Annotated in this window: 17 protein-coding genes and 2 pseudogenes; 8 read left to right on the top strand and 11 right to left on the bottom strand. The window is 42.6% G+C overall.

Features of this window, described 5'->3' with window-relative positions:
- The first annotated feature begins 305 nt into the window (after positions 1-305).
- Positions 306-1,349: an agmatinase SpeB gene (gene speB / locus V7K73_RS15950; RefSeq protein ID WP_334881577.1), complete on the top strand. Its 1,044-nt coding sequence runs from the start codon at positions 306-308 to the stop codon at positions 1,347-1,349.
- Positions 1,350-1,996: 647 nt separating this feature from the next.
- On the opposite strand, the gene V7K73_RS15945 is transcribed toward speB, so the two are convergent.
- Entirely contained in the window at positions 1,997-2,665 is a 669-nt protein-coding gene (locus V7K73_RS15945; RefSeq protein ID WP_334881644.1) for a phosphoribosyltransferase, read from the bottom strand.
- 713 nt (positions 2,666-3,378) lie between these two features.
- On the opposite strand from V7K73_RS15945, the gene V7K73_RS15940 reads away from it, so the two are divergent.
- From V7K73_RS15940 to V7K73_RS15920, 5 genes are all read left to right on the top strand, one after another.
- Positions 3,379-3,882 carry a hypothetical protein gene (locus tag V7K73_RS15940; protein WP_334881575.1) on the top strand — a complete coding sequence of 168 codons (504 nt, stop codon included), beginning with the start codon at positions 3,379-3,381 and terminating at the stop codon, positions 3,880-3,882.
- Between the two features lie 68 nt (positions 3,883-3,950).
- A complete protein-coding gene (locus V7K73_RS15935) occupies positions 3,951-4,118 on the top strand; it encodes a hypothetical protein (protein ID WP_334881573.1) in 168 nt (55 codons plus the stop codon).
- Between the two features lie 287 nt (positions 4,119-4,405).
- Positions 4,406-5,350, top strand: coding sequence for a hypothetical protein (locus V7K73_RS15930; RefSeq protein ID WP_334881571.1), 945 nt, complete (start codon positions 4,406-4,408; stop codon positions 5,348-5,350).
- 116 nt (positions 5,351-5,466) lie between these two features.
- Positions 5,467-6,729: a glycoside hydrolase family 10 protein gene (locus V7K73_RS15925; RefSeq protein ID WP_334881569.1), complete on the top strand. Its 1,263-nt coding sequence runs from the start codon at positions 5,467-5,469 to the stop codon at positions 6,727-6,729.
- A 314-nt stretch (positions 6,730-7,043) separates the two neighbouring features.
- Complete coding sequence (locus V7K73_RS15920; protein ID WP_334881567.1) at positions 7,044-8,222, top strand: hypothetical protein; 1,179 nt, start codon at positions 7,044-7,046, stop codon at positions 8,220-8,222.
- Between the two features lie 193 nt (positions 8,223-8,415).
- On the opposite strand, the gene V7K73_RS15915 is transcribed toward V7K73_RS15920, so the two are convergent.
- The 3 genes from V7K73_RS15915 to V7K73_RS15905 form a co-directional block, all read right to left on the bottom strand.
- Complete coding sequence (locus V7K73_RS15915; protein ID WP_334881565.1) at positions 8,416-8,961, bottom strand: RNA 2'-phosphotransferase; 546 nt, start codon at positions 8,959-8,961, stop codon at positions 8,416-8,418.
- Between the two features lie 72 nt (positions 8,962-9,033).
- Positions 9,034-10,350, bottom strand: coding sequence for an amino acid permease (locus tag V7K73_RS15910; protein WP_334881563.1), 1,317 nt, complete (start codon positions 10,348-10,350; stop codon positions 9,034-9,036).
- A 228-nt stretch (positions 10,351-10,578) separates the two neighbouring features.
- Positions 10,579-11,553 carry a threo-3-hydroxy-L-aspartate ammonia-lyase gene (locus V7K73_RS15905; protein WP_334881561.1) on the bottom strand — a complete coding sequence of 325 codons (975 nt, stop codon included), beginning with the start codon at positions 11,551-11,553 and terminating at the stop codon, positions 10,579-10,581.
- Positions 11,554-11,757: 204 nt separating this feature from the next.
- On the opposite strand from V7K73_RS15905, the gene V7K73_RS15900 reads away from it, so the two are divergent.
- Together V7K73_RS15900 and V7K73_RS15895 are read left to right on the top strand one after the other, a co-directional pair.
- Positions 11,758-12,567 (top strand): SDR family NAD(P)-dependent oxidoreductase, encoded by an 810-nt coding sequence (locus tag V7K73_RS15900; RefSeq protein WP_334881559.1) that lies wholly within the window; start codon positions 11,758-11,760, stop codon positions 12,565-12,567.
- Between the two features lie 134 nt (positions 12,568-12,701).
- Positions 12,702-12,938, top strand: a pseudogene (locus tag V7K73_RS15895) (helix-turn-helix domain-containing protein); the annotation flags it as partial.
- Positions 12,939-12,985: 47 nt separating this feature from the next.
- Here V7K73_RS15895 and V7K73_RS15890 read toward each other — a convergent pair.
- The 7 genes and pseudogenes from V7K73_RS15890 to V7K73_RS15860 form a co-directional block, all read right to left on the bottom strand.
- Positions 12,986-13,486 (bottom strand): PEP-CTERM sorting domain-containing protein, encoded by a 501-nt coding sequence (locus V7K73_RS15890; protein ID WP_334881556.1) that lies wholly within the window; start codon positions 13,484-13,486, stop codon positions 12,986-12,988.
- 537 nt (positions 13,487-14,023) lie between these two features.
- Entirely contained in the window at positions 14,024-14,290 is a 267-nt protein-coding gene (locus V7K73_RS15885) for a hypothetical protein (protein ID WP_334881554.1), read from the bottom strand.
- Positions 14,291-14,361: 71 nt separating this feature from the next.
- Positions 14,362-15,147: pseudogene (locus V7K73_RS15880) on the bottom strand (dihydroxy-acid dehydratase domain-containing protein); the annotation flags it as partial.
- A 224-nt stretch (positions 15,148-15,371) separates the two neighbouring features.
- Positions 15,372-16,472, bottom strand: coding sequence for a 3-deoxy-7-phosphoheptulonate synthase (gene aroF / locus V7K73_RS15875; RefSeq protein WP_334881552.1), 1,101 nt, complete (start codon positions 16,470-16,472; stop codon positions 15,372-15,374).
- Between the two features lie 283 nt (positions 16,473-16,755).
- On the bottom strand, positions 16,756-17,847 hold the full coding sequence (gene trpD, locus V7K73_RS15870) for an anthranilate phosphoribosyltransferase (RefSeq protein WP_334881550.1): 1,092 nt from the start codon (positions 17,845-17,847) through the stop codon (positions 16,756-16,758).
- 183 nt (positions 17,848-18,030) lie between these two features.
- The gene (gene trpB, locus V7K73_RS15865; protein WP_334881643.1) at positions 18,031-19,263 is read right to left on the bottom strand and encodes a tryptophan synthase subunit beta; all 1,233 of its coding nucleotides are present in this window, start codon (positions 19,261-19,263) and stop codon (positions 18,031-18,033) included.
- A 59-nt stretch (positions 19,264-19,322) separates the two neighbouring features.
- Positions 19,323-20,576: a tyrosinase family protein gene (locus tag V7K73_RS15860; RefSeq protein WP_334881548.1), complete on the bottom strand. Its 1,254-nt coding sequence runs from the start codon at positions 20,574-20,576 to the stop codon at positions 19,323-19,325.
- Between the last annotated feature and the right edge of the window lie 173 nt (positions 20,577-20,749).

Raw genomic sequence — 20,749 nt, 5'->3', positions numbered from 1 at the left:
TAAAAAATCTTGAAATTAGTTCGTAGTGAACGGCTCCAGCCATCTTATGAAGACAGGACTTACGCAAAAACTCTCTCAAACTCTTATTCCTCTGTGTTCTCTGCGTCCTCTGCGGTTCGTTTTTTGGTCATTTTGCGTAAGTCCTAGAAGACTTTAGTCTTCACCCAACGGGTTCGTTAGTTGCTCATGGGGTAAACCCCCAAAGTAGTAGAGGCGCTGTATACCGTCTGTAAAAAATTTTTATTACAATGCAGATGTCCACTAGGCGGCGTGCTGTCTATCCACTTAAATCGAGAAGATAATCGATGAGTAATCAACTACAAGACTACAATCCTAGCGGCATAGGTGAAGTAAATGGCAACCTCTTAGGTTTGCCCTGCGATTATGAGTCTGCAAACCTGATTGTCTTTGGTGTGCCGTGGGAAGTCACTGTTTCTTATGGCGCAGGCACTGCTAACGGGCCACAGCGAATTCTGGATGCTTCGACTCAACTAGATTTATTCGATTTTGATAACCCTGATGGTTGGAAGCAGGGAATTTTCATGGTGGAAATTCCCCAAGATATTTTAGAGAAGAATACATATTACCGCGCCTTGGCAGCAAAAATTATCGAGCGATTAGCCCAAGGTAAGCAACTCTCAGACACACCAGATTTAACACCTGTCCTCAGAGAAATTAATCAAGTTTGTCAACAGGTTAATCAATGGCTGTTTGAAAATTGTCAAGAAGCAATTAATAATGATAAGCGAGTTGCCGTCCTTGGTGGAGATCACAGTTCGCCGTTAGGTTATTTCCAAGCATTAGCGGCTAAGTATACAAACTATGGCATTCTGCACATTGATGCCCACGCAGATTTACGCGATGCTTATGAGGGATTTGAGTTTTCTCATGCATCTATTATGTTTAATGCGATGAAAATACCGCAAATTTCCAAGCTAGTGCAAGTGGGTTTGCGTGATATTAGTCATGATGAAGTGCAAATGATTGACCAATCTAGCGATCGCATTATTGCATATTACGACCCAGCCATTAAACAAAAGCTTTACTCAGGAACAACTTGGCTTGATTTATGCCGAGAAATTATCAGTCATTTACCTGAGTCTGTTTACATTAGCTTTGATGCAGATGGTTTAGATCCCAAACTCTGTCCGAGTACAGGTACTCCTGTTCCAGGTGGGTTGGAATTAGAGCAAACTTTTTGTCTGTTCCGGGAATTGGTCAATAGTGGCAGAAAAATTATTGGCTTTGATATCTGCGAAGTCGGTGATGGTGAGTGGGATGGTAATGTTGGGGCGCGGGTAGTTTACAAGCTGGCGAATTTGATGGATTTATCTCAACATAATTCGTAATGACGCTCGTTCCTCTCTTCTTACGTTGCGCGAACGCTAACGGTTTATATCATGTCCGGTTAAAGACTTATCATTAACAGCGCAGTTCTTGCGGGGGGAGAAAGAGTTTTCAGATTTTTGCACAGATGCAAGAATCATAACTAATCAGCCGGACATGATATTATTTGGTGGGTAAAATCGCCACATTAACACGAGTTGTTGAGTTAAAAAGGGCGTATGCGTAGCCCGCACAACGGCCGCGCTCAGTGACCATCCAGAGACATCGCTCGACCTCAAACCCTGATCATTCCACCTCTGAACTCATAAGTTGCACCATTTTACACCAATTGTCGAGCAAAAAGAGCGATCGCTTGACTTGTGAACTCGGAAGTTGCACCATTTTACACCAATTGTCGAGTTAAAAGAGCGATCGTTTGACTTCGGAACTCGGAAGTTGCACCATTTTACACCAATTCCAAAAATTTTTAGTCTACTTTAGTAGACTTGAGCTATGAGCCATGAACTTCAGTTCAGGGCGGTTGAGAAAGCCAACAGATAAGCCATAACAGCAGCGTATTTGTATCATTATTAAAGTGAAATGGTGTCACAATACAAACTATGGAGTTAAAAGATCGCCTTACTCCCCATTCCCAAACACCAAAGCTTATCTATAGAATACCAAGTGATATTGCTTCACCATTATTTGCCGCTTTTGCGAGTAAGTCGCAGACTTCTTCATCTGTAGTTTGGGGAAAGTTTTCGTACCAAAGACCAACGCTTTGGAAATGGCTAGGTGTCAAGACACAAACAATTTTGTCTACCTCAGTTTCTAACTCATGACAAGTTTCGGGTGCAGCCACAGGTACAGCAATCACAATCTGAACGGGTTGCTGTTTTCGCACAGCCACAACAGCAGCCGACATAGTTGCACCCGTGGCTAAACCATCATCTACTAAAATGACCGTGCGTCCTTGTAAATTTGGCAAGGAACCATTTGGACGATAAAGCCGTTCTCGTCGCTCTAACTCCCGTTTTTCTTGCACCGCCACCCTAGCAATTACTTCATCGGATATCTTCACCAGGCTGATAATATATTTATTGACTATCTGCACTCCACCAGAAGCGATCGCTCCCATAGCTAGTTCTTCTTGATCGGGTAGACCCAATTTACGTACTACCAAAACATCTAAGGGAGCATTTAATGCTTTGGCAACCTCAAAGGCAACAGGTACGCCACCCCTTGGTAGTCCTAATACCAGAACATCTGGGCGGTTAGTATAAGCGGCTAACTCTTTAGCCAAAACTTGACCCGCAAACCTCCGGTCTTTGAATCGCATGGTGACAGTATTGAGACGGGCGCGATTTTGCACCTCTGCAATAAACTCATCGTCTTGCATTTTACCTCCAGATTTGTCTTAATGCATGACTTGTTAGATTTTCAGATGTTTTTAACTGATCTTAGAAAGCTAAAAATTCCGTGTCCTCTGGCTAACGAAGCGACATCTTCGATCTACAGTTCTATCAAACGGATGAGTTAATTCTAATGGAGGGAGATTTTTGCATTTTGGGCTGATCCCATTTCACTACTCTATACCTGCCCCAAAATAGTTTGGCAAGGGAAAAAGCTTACCGTAGGCGACAGTAAATCAGTTGCCGGTTAACTTTTTTGCCACTTCCCAATGTTTATTGCTAAACTTGTACTGAGTATTTTTTTAACTTTATATTAAGAAAAAATTACTTAACCAATAGTAGATGCGAAAATCTATAGAAATACAGTGATAATTCAATTGCTAATTCATCAACTGCTGCCTTATGCTTGCATTATCTTTTACTTACATGATTTTGATATTAACTTTACATTATGCTTTAATTATTAAGTATGGGAGAATACAAGATATACTCCTTGGTTAGAAAATGCGTAGTATTATGCTTGGTATTAAAGAAAAACTTCATGTAAATTACTCGGCTAACACTTTTAAATAAAAATTGATAGGGTAGAATAACTGAAATATTGCTCAGATATCTTTAAAATTCAAACCAGGATTTTTTAATGATCAGCTTAAGTAATTCGGAAAACGGCATAACTAGCAGCACAGGAGTCACTAAAAGACTGGCAAGGGCGATGATGGTTTCTGGTGGGGAGTTCTCACTGATATTAGCTTGTTGTAACTGTCTTCAAAGGCAGCAGCAAGTCTTAAATGTGTTAACAGAATTTTCATCAGCAGACATCCACGAAATCCTGCTCTCACCTGCAACAGACACATTGTATACAGCTATTACGACTGCAATTGGTGCTACTCAACCCGAAGCTTTAATGGTACGGGGTTTAGAATCTGTAATAGAAATTAACCAACTAATCATTAGTACCAACATCATGCGAAATCAGTTTCGGAAACAGTTCGAGTTTCCGTTGGTGTTGTGGATAAATGATGAAATTCTACGCAAGCTAGTCTGGCTAGCGCCCGATTTCAAAGACTGGGCAGCCAGTACCATTAGATTTGATCTACCTCACAATCAGTTAGTTGAAGCTGAACAACAAGCCATCAGCGCCTAATAAGGAACAAATAATCACTACATCAGCGTCTGTCTTTATATCTGTTTCACAAGACAGGTATTAAGAAAGTGACAAATAAAAAATATCCAACTATTTATTGTGGTGTGGGACAAAAAGCCCGCCCAATAACCAAAGGCGGACAAGACTTCGGCGCGATCGCTCAGTCGAAAGCTGCCCACCCCACAAGATTGGATAATTTATTTCTTGCAAGTCCCTATATTAATTCCAACGGGTGAACTTATGCAATTATATAACTAAGTCGTGAGAAGAAATCAAACCAGATTAAGTCATCTAAAAAGTATTGAGATTATTTCGTAGTAAGCGGCTCCAGCCATCTTATGAAGACTTTAGTCCTCACCCAACGGCTTCGTTAGTCGCTCATGGGGTAAACCCCTAAGACCGCACTAATTGACTACAAACCTTGAATTATTCACGCCGCTCTACTTACTTTGTTATATGTTATTGGCTGAATACTATTTATGAGTTTTATAACTCTTGACTATCCCTATATTACTATGAAATCATGCTGAAAAACTACTTTAACCCTAATCAAACGCGAATTTTCACTATTTTGATTTTGACTGGAATTTTGTCTGTTGCTAGCGGTTTAACATTTATCAAAGGTGCTACGGGCGCTACTGCAAACCTATCGCTTCAAACAAGCAATGAACTCAAAGAGAATATTAAACCAAACCACTTGGCAGGTCCAGTAGCTAACGCAATACTGCCAGATTTAGGGTATAATAACGGGCGATCGCTACGTTTAGCTTCGGCAAACAATCTGCAAAAATTACCCGCATCTGTAAAAAATGCTGTTTTGCAAGCCGCCTCAAAACGTTTGCAACAGCCAATTTCTCAGCTAAGAATCATTGAGTTTCAACAGCAAACTTGGACAAATGGCTGTTTAGAATTAGCTAATGCTGATGAATTCTGTACCGAAGCTTTGGTACTAGGTTGGCGGGTGGTTGTAGGCATTGGTGAACAAACCTTAGTTTATCATACCAATCAAACAGGTTCCCTACTCAGGCTGAATCAAAAGGCTAGCTCAATTTCACTAGCCCCTGTGCGAATTTCAGTCAGCGATTTACCACCACCATTAGCTGGATATGTAGTATTTCGGCAAATTTCTAGTGGTGGTTTTATTGGCACAACTTACGAGACTGTTTTACTCAAAGATGGGCAATTGATTCGCGTGCGGATTGGTGATGCCAATGATTCTGAGCGTAGTGTTCGTCGCGTTTCTGTGCAACAGGTGCAACAATTTGTGCGATCGCTAGAACGTTTTCAATTTAGTAAATTCCAGAATCTGAGTTACCCAGCCCCCAGTGGTGCCGCTGATTATATCACTTACACTCTTACCAGCCAAAAGGGTACGGTTCAGTACAACGATATTTCTCGAAATAACCTACCAAATAATTTACAAGCAGCAGTCAAAACCTGGAATGATCTCATAGCTAGCGCCCAGTAGAGACTTTTAAATCAAAAAATATCCCATCGCTTTTAGGGTAGGGGGCAGGGGGATGCCCAATGCCCAACGATAATTATTTACGCCTACCGACTTAATTTGATCGTGTCTGTAACTAAATGATAAAAAGGTTTGTAAAGTGGTGTGTTGAGTTTCATTCTTGGTTGAATATTCGTCAAAGCAAAAAGTCTCTTTTGTTTGCGGTTCTAGCTACCTTGAGTGTAGTTGCTCCGGTGATCCTATCGTTCCCTTTGAAGGCTCAAATTAATCTGCCGCGAAGGCCAGCATCTGAGTTAAGAGGGGTGTGGTTAACAAATATTGATAGTGATGTGTTATTTGAGCGCGATCGCCTCAAGGGATCTTTGCAACGCCTCGATCAACTCAATTTTAACACCATATATCCGGCGGTTTGGAATTGGGGATATACATTGTATCCAAGCATTGTTGCAGCCAAAGTTATCGGGCGATCGCTCGATCCCACACCCGGACTCAAAGGGCGAGATATCCTCAAAGAAATTATTGATGTGGGACATCAAAAAGGCTTAACAGTGATTCCCTGGTTTGAATTTGGCTTCATGCTACCAGCAGATTCTCTATTAGCTAAAAATCGTCCCCAATGGCTCACTAGTCGCAGCGACGGAACTCGGATTCTCAAAGAAGGGATACATAATCGCGTTTGGCTAAATCCCTTTCGCCCAGAAGTACAACAGTTTATTCAAGATTTAATCGTTGAAATTGTTAGAAACTACAATATTGATGGTATTCAATTTGATGACCATTTTGGCTTACCATCAGAATTAGGGTACGATGCCTATACAGTGGCACTTTACAAAAAAGAACACAGTGGTAAAGCTCCCTCGAAAAACTCTCAAGATGCAGAATGGGTAAGCTGGAGAGCTAATAAAATCACCGAGTTTATGAAGCGGGTATTTACAGCCATTAAAGCTACTAAAAAAAATTGCCTCGTTTCCGTTGCTCCTAATCCTCAACGTTTTTCCTACGATTTCTCTTTAGCAGACTGGCAGAAATGGGAACGGCTAGGAATCATCGAAGACTTAGTTTTGCAGATATATCGTGATGACTTGAATGTTTTTATCAGCGAATTAGAGTATCCAGAAGTGAAAGCGGCTAAGAGCCATATTCCAGTGAGTGTGGGCATTTTGGCTGGGTTGAAAAACCGATCTATACCGATGCAGCAGATTCAGACACAAGTGCAAAAAGTACGCGATCGCAATTTTGCTGGAGTCTCTTTCTTTTTCTATGAAACCCTTTGGAACATGAGCAAAGAAAAGCCTCAAGAGCGTCAAACTGCCTTCTTGAAAATTTTCCCCACACCAACACCTTACCCAAATTTACTTGCAGGTTGGAAACCGTTCAGTTAATTTTTATTTGTCCCTATGCCAAATTAATGTCATCAAGGGTGTGAAGCTTGAGCTTTCTAGGCTTAAGCTTAAATTAATATAAGTAACTACAAAATGTATTAGCACGAATTGTTGCAAGCTTAAAGTAAGTAAGGCTTAACTTAATGACAGTGACATAATCCTACACTGACCGAGTACAATACAGTGTAGGCTTCTCAGGGCGATCGCACTCCTAGAAAAATTTTGTGATCTACTGATTGTGTGCGTTTTTTATCGCGTGGCCTATAGTGATGTCAGGTTAAATCAAAAAACAATAAGAATATTGAGGGATAACAATGATCAGTTATTCTAGCCCCGCAGTGGCCACATATCTTAATATTGCTTCTCCAGTAGCAGCTTGTGTAAACGGCAGCAAAGTTGCGGTCATTAATACTGAGGGTGTATGGGAAGTAGAAGCTGATGGGAGGAAAAAACTAATTCCAAACTCTTATCAGGATGCTCGTGACTGTGCAGCTATTGACGGCAAGACTTATATTCTCGCTGTTCCAACAGGATTAGTAAAAATAAAAACTGATGGAACTACCCAAAAAATAGTTGATAGTCCTGCATCATCAAAAACAAAAGTTAAGTTTTTAGATGGCTTGATTATTCACTCCTCTGTAAATACTCTATCAATATATGATACCAGTCTCAACTTCAAAGCTAAACGTACCTTTGAAGTAACTGAGGTAATGGATTTTGAGTACAAAAATAAGTATCTCTACCTCAGTGGTTTTCAGCAACAAAAGCGATCAGGCATTCCAGTCCAAATTGCTTTTCTTTACCGAATGGGTTTTAATGGCACAAGTATATTTGGCTTGCCAAATTTGCTAGGAAATAACCAAGGTAAGCTTTGGGGTTACAATCCTGCCAGTCTTGTTGACAACATGGCAGATACCCGACTCAATAAATTATACATTTCGGGGGATAAACTTTACGTACTTGGTTCAGTCTATGGGGGTAATTCAATTTATAGGTGGAATGGTAAAGACCTCTTAACACAAACTTTGATCACTACAGATAAATATACTAATGCCGCCCAAACTCGTGATGAGACAAAAGTTTACACAGGAGTTGTTGATTTAACCTCATTCACTGTTGAACGTGGGCAACTAAGTCTTACAAGACTTCCTTCAACAGGAGGATTGGGAGACGGCAATAGCAATTTCCCTAAAACTATTTACTCAGATGGCACTGATATTTTTGTTGGATCTAGTGCTGCTTACGCAATTCCCAATAGAGATAGCCAAACATTTTTAGGTAAACTGATTCCACCTTACCGTGGCGATGCAAGTTTTTTAATTATTCCGAATAATCTCAAGACTCGCAAAGCTTGGGTAACACCTGGAAATGGTGAAGTATTGCTATTTAATAATAAGTTTGCAGTGATCAAAACAGGCAATGTTAATGATTTGTCTACAAATTCTGGAACCGCCCAAAGCTTACCAACCAATACTTATTTTATTAAGTTTTAAAAGAGCGATCGCTTCTGGGGACGGTTACATCATCGCTTTTCCACACCTTCTTTTATCTTCCAACTTTGGATTGAGCATTTGAGATATCTACTGGCTCGTAGTTGCGCTCTAGCACTAAAGCGCAACTACGAGCCAAATACAGAGATTTTACTTTTCGTTATATAGTTTGGTTTTATCTTGCCTACCTACTTAATTAAATTTTTTGTAGATACTCAGGTGGCACACAATCCACTAACCAAACACCATTAGCAGAACAATAGAAAATGTAACCCGCCTGATACATTGCCCCAGTATGTACAGCAAAAACTACTGCTTTCCCATGTCTTGCACCAACAGTTTGTGCTGTTGCAATATCCTTTGATAAATGGACATGATGTCGTGACATTTTGCAAAGTCCTGTTTGCAGAATTGACTCTACAGATTTACGCCCCGTGCCATGATAAAGCTCATCTGGGGGAACAACAGCTTCTAATTGTAAATCGACTTTTATACTATGTCCTTGGTTCGCACGAATCAGAGTACCTGTGGAATCAAAAGAAAAGCGTTGTTTATCGTTGGATTCAACTACCACATCTAATTCTTGACGGGTAATCGGAAACTTGTTTTTCGCACAAGCAGTAAGTAGTTCATCAATAGCAACCCAACCACTGGGAGCAAGTTTAATTCCAATTGCATCCGGTGTGTGTCTCAGATATTTGCTGAGATATTTGCTGATTTTTACAAGGCGAGAATCACTCATTTGATTGCGATTGAAATTTTAATACTACAACTGTATTGTTTACAATATTACACAAAAGTTTAATTGATGGTTTTACTTTGTGTAAATTGACAAAATTTGTCTTCCTATCATGGCTAATGCCGTTCCAACCATGACAATGAGTGTCACCTTTCCACCAGGAACGAGTGGTTGATTTATGTTATCTGAGTTTTCTTGTTTTTGACGTTGTTTCCAACTCATTAATGCCGGAATAATTCCGCCTAAAACTGAAATACTAAATGTTCCAGTGTAATCTAGGGCTGTAAAAAAGATGCTGGGATTGAGCATTCCGAGAGTCATTGGAGGGAAAAGAACTAGCGAATAGAGGGGGAACCGACTAGAAAGTTTGCCCTGTGCAATTAGGAAAATATCTTTTAATAAATCTAGCAATCCGTACACAAATCCAATGAATGATGTAACGATCGCAAACTCTGAAAAAATGGATACTAGCACTCCTAACCATTCCCCCGCACCACCTGCGCGGAGAATTTGCAATGGGTCAAAAACAGTTTTACCGTTAAATGTGCCATGTAGCATATCGGGACTGACACTTCCTAAAATTACGGCATTCCACGCCAAGAACATAATTAGAGGAATCACAGAACCAATAAAGATAGACTGACGAATTTTGCAAGCATCTCCTTCGAGTTGCGTCACAACCAACGGCACAACGTTTTGGAAAAACAGCGCCACAGACATCACTGAAATGGCACTACCAAGGGCATTCCAGTTCTGAAATAACAGTTGGGTACTCTGAATCTGTCCTCCTGCTAAAAACAATAGTCCCAAAAAGGAAATAATGACAATTCCGACAAAGGCGCTGTTTAATTTCTCAATAAACTTTTCTCGCCCAAGATACATAATCCCACCAAATAAGAGCGTGAAAGTCGTTGTACCTACCCACGTAGGCAATATCTGCACACTCCAGATTTTTGCCGCCGCACATCCTAAAATCTCTCCGCCTTCGGTGATGTATGCCACCAAGAGAGCATAGTGCATGAATAAATATGCCGCACCTGCAAGTCGCCCTCCCACCTTACCAAGAATCTTCTCAACAACTCCCAAAAAACCTATATTCGGATGCCCTTCTGTTCGTATCGTGTTTAAGGTAACCTCTGCAACCAGTAACCCTGAAACTAAAGCGTAGAGCCAAACAGCAATCAGCCCAGATGTGGATGGCACAATCCCAGACGGCAGAGTAACGGCTGGTAATGCGAGAATCCCAGCCCCAATGGTGGTTCCCGCAATTAATGCAGTACTCCCCAATACACTACCTGGTTGATGATTGAGTTTTTTTCCATCAAATTCGAGATGAGAAAACAACCGAGTGGCTTGCTCTGAATTTTGGAGAACACTCTTTATGGAAACCATACTCAATATCCGTACTTAAACCAGAAAGATAATATTAACACATGTAAATAATATGTAAATATTCTTTACAAAAGCCCTTATCTCGTTTTAAAACCCTCACTTGTTGATAGCGGCAATGACTGTGAGTCGTTCATGCAGTGGGTGATGGAATTGAGTGCCAACGCAACTTTTCTCTGTGTCTCTTGTGGTTCGTTTATTTGAATAATTTATTTCTTGTCAGTCCCTTAATTACAATTCCATAGAAAACAATTTACCAACTTGCGCCAAGTCTACATTTCCACCGCTAACGATCGCACCAATCCTCGCCTCTGGTGCTGTCACCACACCTTCGAGTAAGGCGGCGGCGGCGAGGACTCCGGTAGGTTCAACGACAATTTTCAGACGTTCCCACAAAAAAAACATGGTGCGAAGAATCGCTTCTTCAGATACCGTCACCATATCATCGACGTAATGCAGCACTAAGGGGAAAGTAATTTGACCAAGGCTAGGAGTCCGCGCCCCATCGGCGATGGTATCAGGGTTTTTGACAGTTTGCAGCGTTTTGGTGTGAAAAGAGCGGGTAGCATCGTCAGCAAGTGCTGGCTCTACCCCGATTACTTTACAATTGGGTAAAAGTGCTTTGGCTGCGATCGCACACCCAGAAAGTAATCCGCCACCGCCACAACAAACTAATAATAAGTCCAATTCACCAACTTCTTGAATTAGTTCTAAAGCAGTTGTTCCCTGTCCGGCGATTACATGGGGATGATCGTAAGGGGGAATCAGAGTCAGATTGCGTTCGCTTGCTAAATTTTGGGCTAATTCTTCCCGGTTTGTTTCTTGGCGATTGTATAAAATTATCTCTGCACCATAACTCCGAGTAGCAGTTTGTTTGACAACGGGTGCATCATCAGGCATGACAATAGTGGTGGGAATATTTAAGAGTTGTCCAGCTAAAGCGATCGCTTGGGCATGATTTCCCGATGAATACGTGATAACGCCTGTTTGTTTTTGTGCTGCTGATAGTTGGGCTAGGGCATTGTAAGCACCTCTAAATTTAAATGACCCTGTGCGTTGAAAGTTTTCGCATTTAAAAAACACTTGACTATTGGTGCGATCGTTAACGATTCTAGAAGTCAGTACAGGTGTGCGGTGGGCAATCCCTAAAATTCGCTCTTGTGCTGCTTGCACATCAGTTATACTAACAAAATTATGCTCTGGCATTGATGACGATATTAAATATTCTTGCTCTTGTTTATATAGATACAGATTTTTATATTTGCGCCTAATATCCTTGATTTAAGCATACTGGTTTCAGGTGGATAGCATCATTTTTTTGCATAAAAATAGCTACAGTAAATATTATATATTACTGTAGTTATTTTTATAAAAATTAAATTACTTAACTCACGGCTGCCATTTTTTAGCATGAATAAAATATCTGAAAGTCGGCAAAAAAAAACTGCTCTAATTACAGGAGCAGCTAGTGGAATAGGCTATCAATTAACCCAGATTTTTGCTCGTCATAGTTATAATCTTGTGTTAGTGGATAAGAATGAACAAAAACTTACTGAAATTTTAGATGAATTTCCGCAAAAGTTTGGCATTTTTGTAAAAATTTTTGCTCAGGATTTATCTATCCCAACATCTCCAGAAGAAATTTTCACAGAACTACAGCAAGCATCCATAAAAATTGATGTGCTGATTAACAATGCTGACTTTGATACTTATGGAGCATTTAACGAAACAGACATCACCATTCAACTGAAAATGCTCCAGGTAAATATAGTCAGTCTGACTCATTTAACTAAGTTATTCCTCAAGGATATGGTAGAGCAGAACTATGGAAAAATATTAAATATAGCCTCATTTGCTGCTTTTCAACCAGGGCCTCTAATGGCAGTCTATTTTGCTACTAAAGCTTATGTTTTATCATTTTCAGAAGCGATCGCTAATGAATTAGAAGGCACAGGTGTTAGCGTGACTGTTCTTTGTCCTGGGCCAACAGCATCAGAATTTCAACAACCTGCTGCAATGGAAGATTCAAAGATTGCTAGCGTTAACAGAATGATGGCTACAGAAACCATTGCTAAGATTGGTTATCGGGGCTTAATGAAAAATAAAACTGTTATCGTTCCTGGGATGAGAAATAAGTTATTGACTGAAAGCGTCAGATTTACACCCAGAAATTTAGTAACAAAGGTTATGAGAAGTATACACGAACTGAAAAAAAAATAGGTAGCCTTGGGGCAGGGGAGCAGGGGAGAGTTGTTGTACAAGTTCTTTCCCGTCTGCAATCCTTACCCTGCCTACTATACGGCTTAACTTAGTGCCATTCAGGTGAGAGTTCAGCGATCGCGCCAGTGTTTCCTGAATCTCCACCAATCCAACTCCCCGCCGAACTTGCAGGACTGACTTTACGAGAACGAGAGGTGTTGAGATTGATTATTGCCGGTGCCAGCAATCGTGAAATTGCAGAAGCCCTCTACATTTCAGAACGAACGGTGAAAAACCACATCACCCGCATTCTGAGTCAGCTGAATGTCCGCGATCGCACTCAAGCGGCGATGTTTGCAAGTGCGTTCTTACCCTTGATATCATTATCATAATACTGCTCAAAATCTCCGGGGTTAGTCGTTAAAGATAGAATTACTCCCTACCCCAGATTGTTTAGCCGATACAAAACTGCTGTATGACGGCGGCGAAACATCTGGCTGATACCAATCAAGCCAAGTCCCACCAGCATTGCTATGCTGCTGTCCGGCTCCGGCACTGCTTCGAGTTGGACTGTGTTCAACGGCGCACCGAGAGCCAACTGTTGGTCATAGTTGCCAAGTGTGAGGAAATAGAAGTTGCTTGTAGCATCGCTTAGGCGAATCGGAACTACGGTGGGACTACTGCCGATATTTGGCCCAGACCCATAGCCGACGCCTTCGTAGTTCGTGAAGACCGTTGTCGCCAGGTGTGCAGTGCTAAAAGGCGGCGAGGCTCCCAGCCAGTCTCCGATAAACCCAGCACCATCCGCTATTGGGTTTTGCAGCAACCCAATAGCGTAATGTTTCAGTCCGAAAGGCGTGGTGTCGTCAAAAACCGCTACCGTCACTCCACGAACCGGATCTTGAGCAGAAGTAGCTACATTGTAGGTGCGTCCGCCCACCGTCAGAGTTGCCGAGAGCGGTGAATAGGCGACAAACCCAGGAACCCCAATCGGAGCGGCCAGATTCGCGCTAGCGTCATCGAAAACGGCGGTGGCGGTGAACGGAGTCGAGTCGGGGAAATACTCGGTCGGCGAACCCTGGAGATTCAGTGCGTCAGCACTGCTAAATGAACCATTGTAAACTAATTTGAAAGTCCCAGCGTCGGCTGCTGGTGCGCCAATCAGCGTGCCAACGCTCAACAGCGCCGCGGCAATAGAACTGACGCAAAAGTGCAAACTAACGTCTTGCAAGTGGTGTTTAGTTATCATAAAATCCTAAAGGTCATTTGTTTCTTCTGCGACATCAACTCCGTCTGTCAAACTTCTCCAAATCTTACCATTCAATATCCACCAGTTAAGCCCTGATTTAAGGAAAGTGGATTAGCTGCTTGCATCATAAGGCGGTTGAGCTATTCAAATTCAGGTGGACAAGTGCGAATGGCTAAAAAGAAGAAATCTTGTTCCTGTGCGAGAATTGTTTCCAGCGATCGCCGTTCCTCACAGGTCGCAAAATTTTTCTCTTACCAATCCAACAAACAGCTTGTCACCTTTAACACCGAATTTCAATACTACGTCTTTAATCCAATGGAGGCGATTTTCGATACTCCAATGTCCGCGAATACCACAAGCAAATTCTCGTGCCGGATGAATGAGGCTATTAATGTAACAGACAACCTCATGATATGGTTTATCTCCTCGTGTTCCAGTTTTTTTAACTCGAATTAAGGACTTAATTCCCGCCCAGGATAGGTCAATTCCATTCAAATCATCAAAAACTTCAACAGTCCTTGTTGTTAATCTATTCTTAGTTTTTTCGGTCTCTATATGCTTAATAACTAGTTATTGAACAAGTCTAAATCGGTCACAGCACCAATACTGCTAGAAGATACTAAAAAGGCATATTTCGCCAACACGCCTTTAGTGTAACGTGGTGCAGGAGGTTGCCAATTAGCACGACGATGAGCTAATTCTTCTTCAGATATATTCAACTGCAAGAGTCGTGCAGGTGCATCAATAGTAATACTATCGCCTTCTTCTACAAGCGCGATCGCACCACCCACTGCTGCTTCTGGTGCAACATGACCAACCACCATACCGTAAGTACCACCAGAAAAGCGCCCGTCGGTAATTAATCCCACCGCATCACCCAAACCAGCCCCGATAATTGCCGAAGTGGGAGCCAACATTTCTCGCATTCCAGGGCCACCCTTGGGCCTTTCGTAGCGGATAACCAAAATATCACCAGCTTGAATTTTACCCGCCAAAATTGCATCTAAAGAAGCTTCTTCCGATTCAAATACCCTTGCAGGCCCAGTAATTACTGGCTTTTTCACGCCAGTAATTTTAGCGACAGCCCCTTCCGTTGCCAGATTACCTCTGAGGATGGCTAAGTGTCCTTGAGCATACATCGGGTTATTCCAAGTCCGAATCACATCTTGGTTGGCGGATGGTTCTTCTGGTATATCTGCTAATATCTCTGCAATGGTTTGCCCGCTAATGGTGAGACTATCACCATGTAACAAGTCATGTACAAGTAACATCTTCATGACTTGCGGAATGCCACCAGCTTTGTGCAAGTCTGTAGCGACATACTTACCGCTTGGTTTTAAATCACACAAAACAATCTGCTTTGAGAGGAGGTTTTGCCCTCATCCCCTAACCCCGAATCCCAAGTTGGGATTCGGGGAACTAAAGAATTTGCTCCCCTCTCCCAATTTTGGGAGAGGGGCTGGGGGTGAGGGTCAAACCTGGAAAGTTGACACCAATGGGCATAGCAAAGACAAGCCCCTACGAGAAATCTATATGTATCAAGATTTTTGTGAATTGGGATCAGATTAGGCTTTATCTACTTTGATAGTTCTGGTGTGGAGAAAATGCGGCTTTCACCAACTCTATCAAATGCAGGTGTGGGCCAGCGATCGACTACTTTGCCCAGAATTGACATTTCTTGAACTAAGCGGTCAAATTTATCAGGGGTGAGAGATTGAGGCCCATCGGATAAAGCTTTTGCGGGGTTGGGATGGACTTCAATCATTAAGGCATCGGTACCAGCTGCTAAGGCAGCCATTGCCATAGATGGAACATATTCAGACCTACCAGTACCATGACTGGGATCAATCATAATCGGTAAATGGGTGAGCGATCGCAACACCGGAAGCACCGATAAATCTAAAGTATTCCGGGCATATTTGCCATCAAAAGTTCTGATTCCCCGCTCACAAAGAATCACATTGGGATTACCAGATGCCAAAATATATTCTGCCGCCATCAGCCACTCGTCAATTGTGGCAGACATCCCCCGCTTCAGCAGCACAGGTTTATCTTGAGCGCCTACCTTTTTGAGCAGCGAAAAGTTGTGCATATTCCTAGCTCCAATTTGGATTATGTCAGCTACTCTCGCCACTGCTGATAAATCGGCAGCATCCATAAGTTCTGTGACGATACCCAAACCAGTAGCTTCGCGTGCTGCTGCTAATAAATCTAAAGCGCTTTCACCATAACCTTGAAAGGCATAAGGTGAGGTGCGGGGTTTGTAAGCTCCGCCACGCAGAAACTGCGCTCCAGCTGCCTTGACGCGCTTTGCCGTTTCGACAATCATCGCTTCATTTTCAACAGAACAAGGTCCAGCTACTACTACAACTGGATGATGTTCGCCGAAATAGACATCACCGTTGGGTGTAGGTACAACAACCTCGCTGGCTTCTCCATGTCGGAATTCTCGACTTACCCGCTTGAAAGGTTGTTGCACCCGTAATACTTGCTCAATCCAAGGGCTGAACTCTTGAACCTGTAATTTATCGATACTGGTGGTATCACCAATTAGCCCTAAGACAATTTTATGAGTGCCAACGCTTTTTTCTACCGTGACTCCCCAAGTCTCACTCAGTTCTTGGCTGATGCGAGTAATTTCTTCAACAGGCGTACCGGTCTTAAGTATGATAATCATCTGTTTTTCCTTCCGTATAGTTTTTGGGTGTAATACAGTTAAAAGGGCGGTTAGAAACCGCGGCTACACAAGCAAAACCCACCTCCGTGGATTTCAAACCACCAATTTTTCTTAGTTAAAAGGGCGGTTAGAAACCGCGGCTACACAAGCAAAACCCACCTCCGTGGGTTTCAAACCCCCAATTTTTCTTAGTCCGCGGAGGCGGACTTGGCTTGTGTAGCCGCGTTCGCCCTTGGCGTGCCGGAGGCTCTATTCTATTCGCCAGGGCTATGCCTCTTAGCAGTTAGCCCAAAAATTCAGCAAGTTGTTCTAGTTTTGTCCAAGCAGCGCCGCTTTGCAGAATTTCCTTAGCAAGGGCAATACCTTTAACACAACCGGCTAAAACATCAGTTTCGCCATGAATGGCTTCACCAACTTGGAGTGCGATCGCTGTATTTAAAGCGACTACATCTTGCTGCGCTTGAGTGCCTTTACCTTGCAAAACTGCCTTCAAGATTTCGGCATTTTCTTGGACATCTCCACCGCACAAGGCCGCAGTCGGTGCAAAACTCAAACCAAGTTCTTGAGGATTGAGGGTTAGAGAACGGACTTTTTTATTTTGAAGTACAGCTAAGTCAGTGACATCTGCTAAACCAGCTTCATCTAAACGTTCTCGTCCGTGGAGTGCGATCGCTTGCTGACATCCCAATTGGGATAAAGCTTGAACAATTTCCTCTAGTAAAAGCGGATCGTTGACACCAATAATTTGCCCTGTCGGCCGCATGGGATTTACTAACGGGCCCAGCAAATTAAAAACAGTCCGCACCTTCAAAGTTTTTCGCAAAGTAGCGATCGCTTTAAGTGCAGGATGCCAACCGGGAGCAAACAAAAAGGTGATTCCAATCTCACCCACTGCGGCTTGCACTTTCTCAGGAGTAGCGTTGAGATTTATACCCAAAGCTTCCAACACATCAGCCGAACCAGTCTTGCTAGATGCGGAACGATTGCCATGTTTGGCAACTTTAACCCCAGCGGCGGCGGCTACAAAAGCAACAGCAGTGGAAATATTAAAGGTTGAAGCGCCATCTCCGCCAGTTCCGCAGGTGTCAATTAGGGGGACTGCGGATTGGGTACTGGGGACTGGAGATTGGGATTGTAAGACACTGGCCATCCCTACTAATTCTTCGGCGGATACGCCTTTAGCTTGGATTGCGGCTAAAATCGCTCCTGATAGGACATCAGGAATGGCATCTGTGAGCCAACCCTGCATCAAATCCGCAGCTTGGGAAACCGTCAAAGATTGCCGAGCAAACAACTGTTGCAATAAACCTGGCCAGTTGTAAAACTCAGAAGGGATAAAAATATTATCGGGTGGAGTTTGAGTTACAGCTATCATTTCGTTAAGAGTCAAAGGTAGCCCGGTAGGTAAAAATTTTGCTCAATCAATTCCTCCTTACTCTGTGTTCTCTGCGCCTCTGCGGTTTAAAAGTAATTGATTTTTAAACCACAGAGGCACAGAGAGCGCTGAGAAAAAACAATCTTATTTTACTAGTCTCCTAAATAGTCAATCAATTTAGGACTAAGGAATCAGGACTTTGGCGACGGTTTGCACGTCTTTGTCACCTCTGCCGGAACAGTTGATGACGATGCGGGGATTGCCTTGTAATTGAGGACAAAGGGTTTCGAGATATGCGATCGCATGAGCAGTTTCTAAGGCTGGAATAATCCCTTCCAATTGCGAAAGCCTTTGGAATGCTTCTAGTGCCTGTTTATCGGTAACACTGTAATATTCAGCGCGACCAAGATCCTTTAAATAACTATGCTCAGGCCCAACGCCGGGATAATCTAATCCGGCACTAATTGAATGGGCTTCGATTATTTGACCATCATCATCTTGCAGTAAATAGCTCATTGCACCGTGCAATACACCTATCTTGCCTTTTGTCAAGGTAGCAGCGTGTTTTTCTGTATCTACACCTTCACCCGCCGCTTCGACTCCGATTAAGCGCACCGAAGGTTCATGGACAAACTCATGAAACAAGCCGATCGCATTAGAACCTCCACCCACGCAAGCCAGTAGAATATCTGGTAATCCTCCCCATTTCTGCTGAGACTGAGTGCGAGTTTCTACACCGATTATCGCGTGGAAGTCACGGACAATCATTGGGTAGGGATGAGGGCCAGCAACAGAACCCAGGATGTAATGGGTTGTTTCTACATTCGTCACCCAATCTCGAATTGCTTCGGAAGTTGCATCTTTGAGAGTTCCTGTACCTGCTTCAACTGGACGAACTTCTGCCCCCATTAATTTCATGCGGAACACGTTCAGGGCTTGGCGTTCCATATCCTGAACGCCCATGTAAATTACACATTTCAAACCAAACCTAGCACATACAGTTGCAGTGGCTACGCCGTGTTGTCCTGCACCTGTCTCTGCAATCACCCGTTGCTTACCCATGCGTTTAGCGAGTAACACTTGAGCCAAAGCATTATTAATTTTGTGAGCGCCTGTATGATTTAAATCCTCACGTTTTAAATAAATTTGCGCCCCTGTGCCATCTGGTCTGGCGTAGTTTGTTGTCAGGCGTTCAGCAAAATATAATGGGCTGGGTCGTCCTACATAATCGCGCAGCAAGTTTTGCAGTTCTGCTTGGAAACTCGGCTCATTGCAATATTGATTAAATGCCGCTTCCAATTCAGTTAATGCAGGCATTAAGGTTTCGGGGACGTACTTACCGCCGAATTTCCCAAACCTGCCTAAAAGGTCAGGTAACACAGGCGTAGTTGAAATTATAGCGTTGATATCTTGGATGCTTACCACAGTTGAAAATCCTTTTATGTTCAAGTATTTTTTACTTTCGTTCTAACTTTTTAGAACTTATTCCACAGATAAAATTCTTTTCGCGTTTCCTTTTCACGGGTTTCGTAGATATAGCCGAGTTCCCTGTGATTCAAAACGTCTATAGGGCGTACCAAATCCTTAGAGTCAAATTTTGGTAATAGGGATAGTAAATCTCCTAACGCCGTAGCTTTGGGGGTAGACATACCGCCATCCCAAGGCCACATTAGGTCTTTAAGGTTGTGTCCGTAAGGCTGACTATGACCATCGGGAGGATAAAAATCGCTACCTTGATGACCGTTTTCTTGCCATTGGGCCCAGAGGCGGTCTACGTTGGCATGATGCAACCAAAACACTGGGTCATAAGGCGAACTTGGTATATTGCTCATAGTACCCACGCCCTTAAACTTTATAGGTCTTGTGCTTGCGTCTATCTGTACCCCACCAACTAAACCATGAATGTAGTTATGGATAAATCCTCCTGGGGTAACTTTACCCTGCTCATCTACAGAGATAAATCCTTCCAAAGCAGGGCGAAATAGAGAATAGTTATTAAGAGCTAAAGCCTGCTCAACATCTTTTTTAGGCACTGGGTAATCGGTCGCAGGAGGTAGCCTTAGAAAGCGGACAAGTGATGTACCTAATGATGTGTTGGTATCTAGGTCAATGTTTAATGCTGGATTCATAACCCAGCCATTTGCAGCAGAAAAAGTCCCAGCCACAGGGCCGCCTGTAAAATTTCCCTGATTTGGAATTTTGATGGTTACTCCTTGACCGTTAGTACCAAGAAAGTCATCGTTAAAAACCACATCAAGTGATTTGGCGTCTGTCCAATCCCAGTAGGGCAGAGTCACATTTGGGTTTACTGCTTGCAGAGCTTGTTCAAATCTGCGAATATATTCTCGATGCCAAGGGAAAAATGCGGCATTTTCATGAGCAAGTTCTTGAACGGAACCATCGGAATGTCCTTTATGGTTATGAATCAAGCGTGTTGCCCCTATATGTATGGCAACGAATTGGTCGTAAATACTGAGCTTGCTACCTGCGGGAATTGTAGTTTTTAAGGTTTTGATGGCCTTGACAAAGGCTGTTTTCTCTGCTGATGTCAGGTCAGTTACGTTTTTTCTTACAGATAAGTGAGCGTATTGTCCGGGAAAATTATAATGCCAATGGTATTTGTATTGTCCGTGGTCAATGCGATCGTGGGCGAAGACTGTAATAGCACAGGCGCTAACTAGAAGTAGGCTATAAATTAGTATTTTGACAGATTTTAGCAGGCGTTTCATTATCTTAAGGGTTTTCAAGAAATAAATTATCCAAGAAAACGAACCACAGAGGCGCAGAGGGCGCAAAGTAAGGAGGAAGAGAGGGGATTATTGGATGAAATTTTTCGATGTATTTTAAGTTGGAAGTCTTTTAATGGGAGCAAGAAGGCAGAAAGAGAATTAATTGATATTAA

It is taken from the genome of Nostoc sp. (assembly GCF_036916975.1).
Lineage (GTDB): Bacteria > Cyanobacteriota > Cyanobacteriia > Cyanobacteriales > Nostocaceae > Nostoc.
The sequence above is the reverse complement of the archived record's forward strand: the minus strand, read 5'-3'. Positions and strand labels throughout refer to the sequence as shown.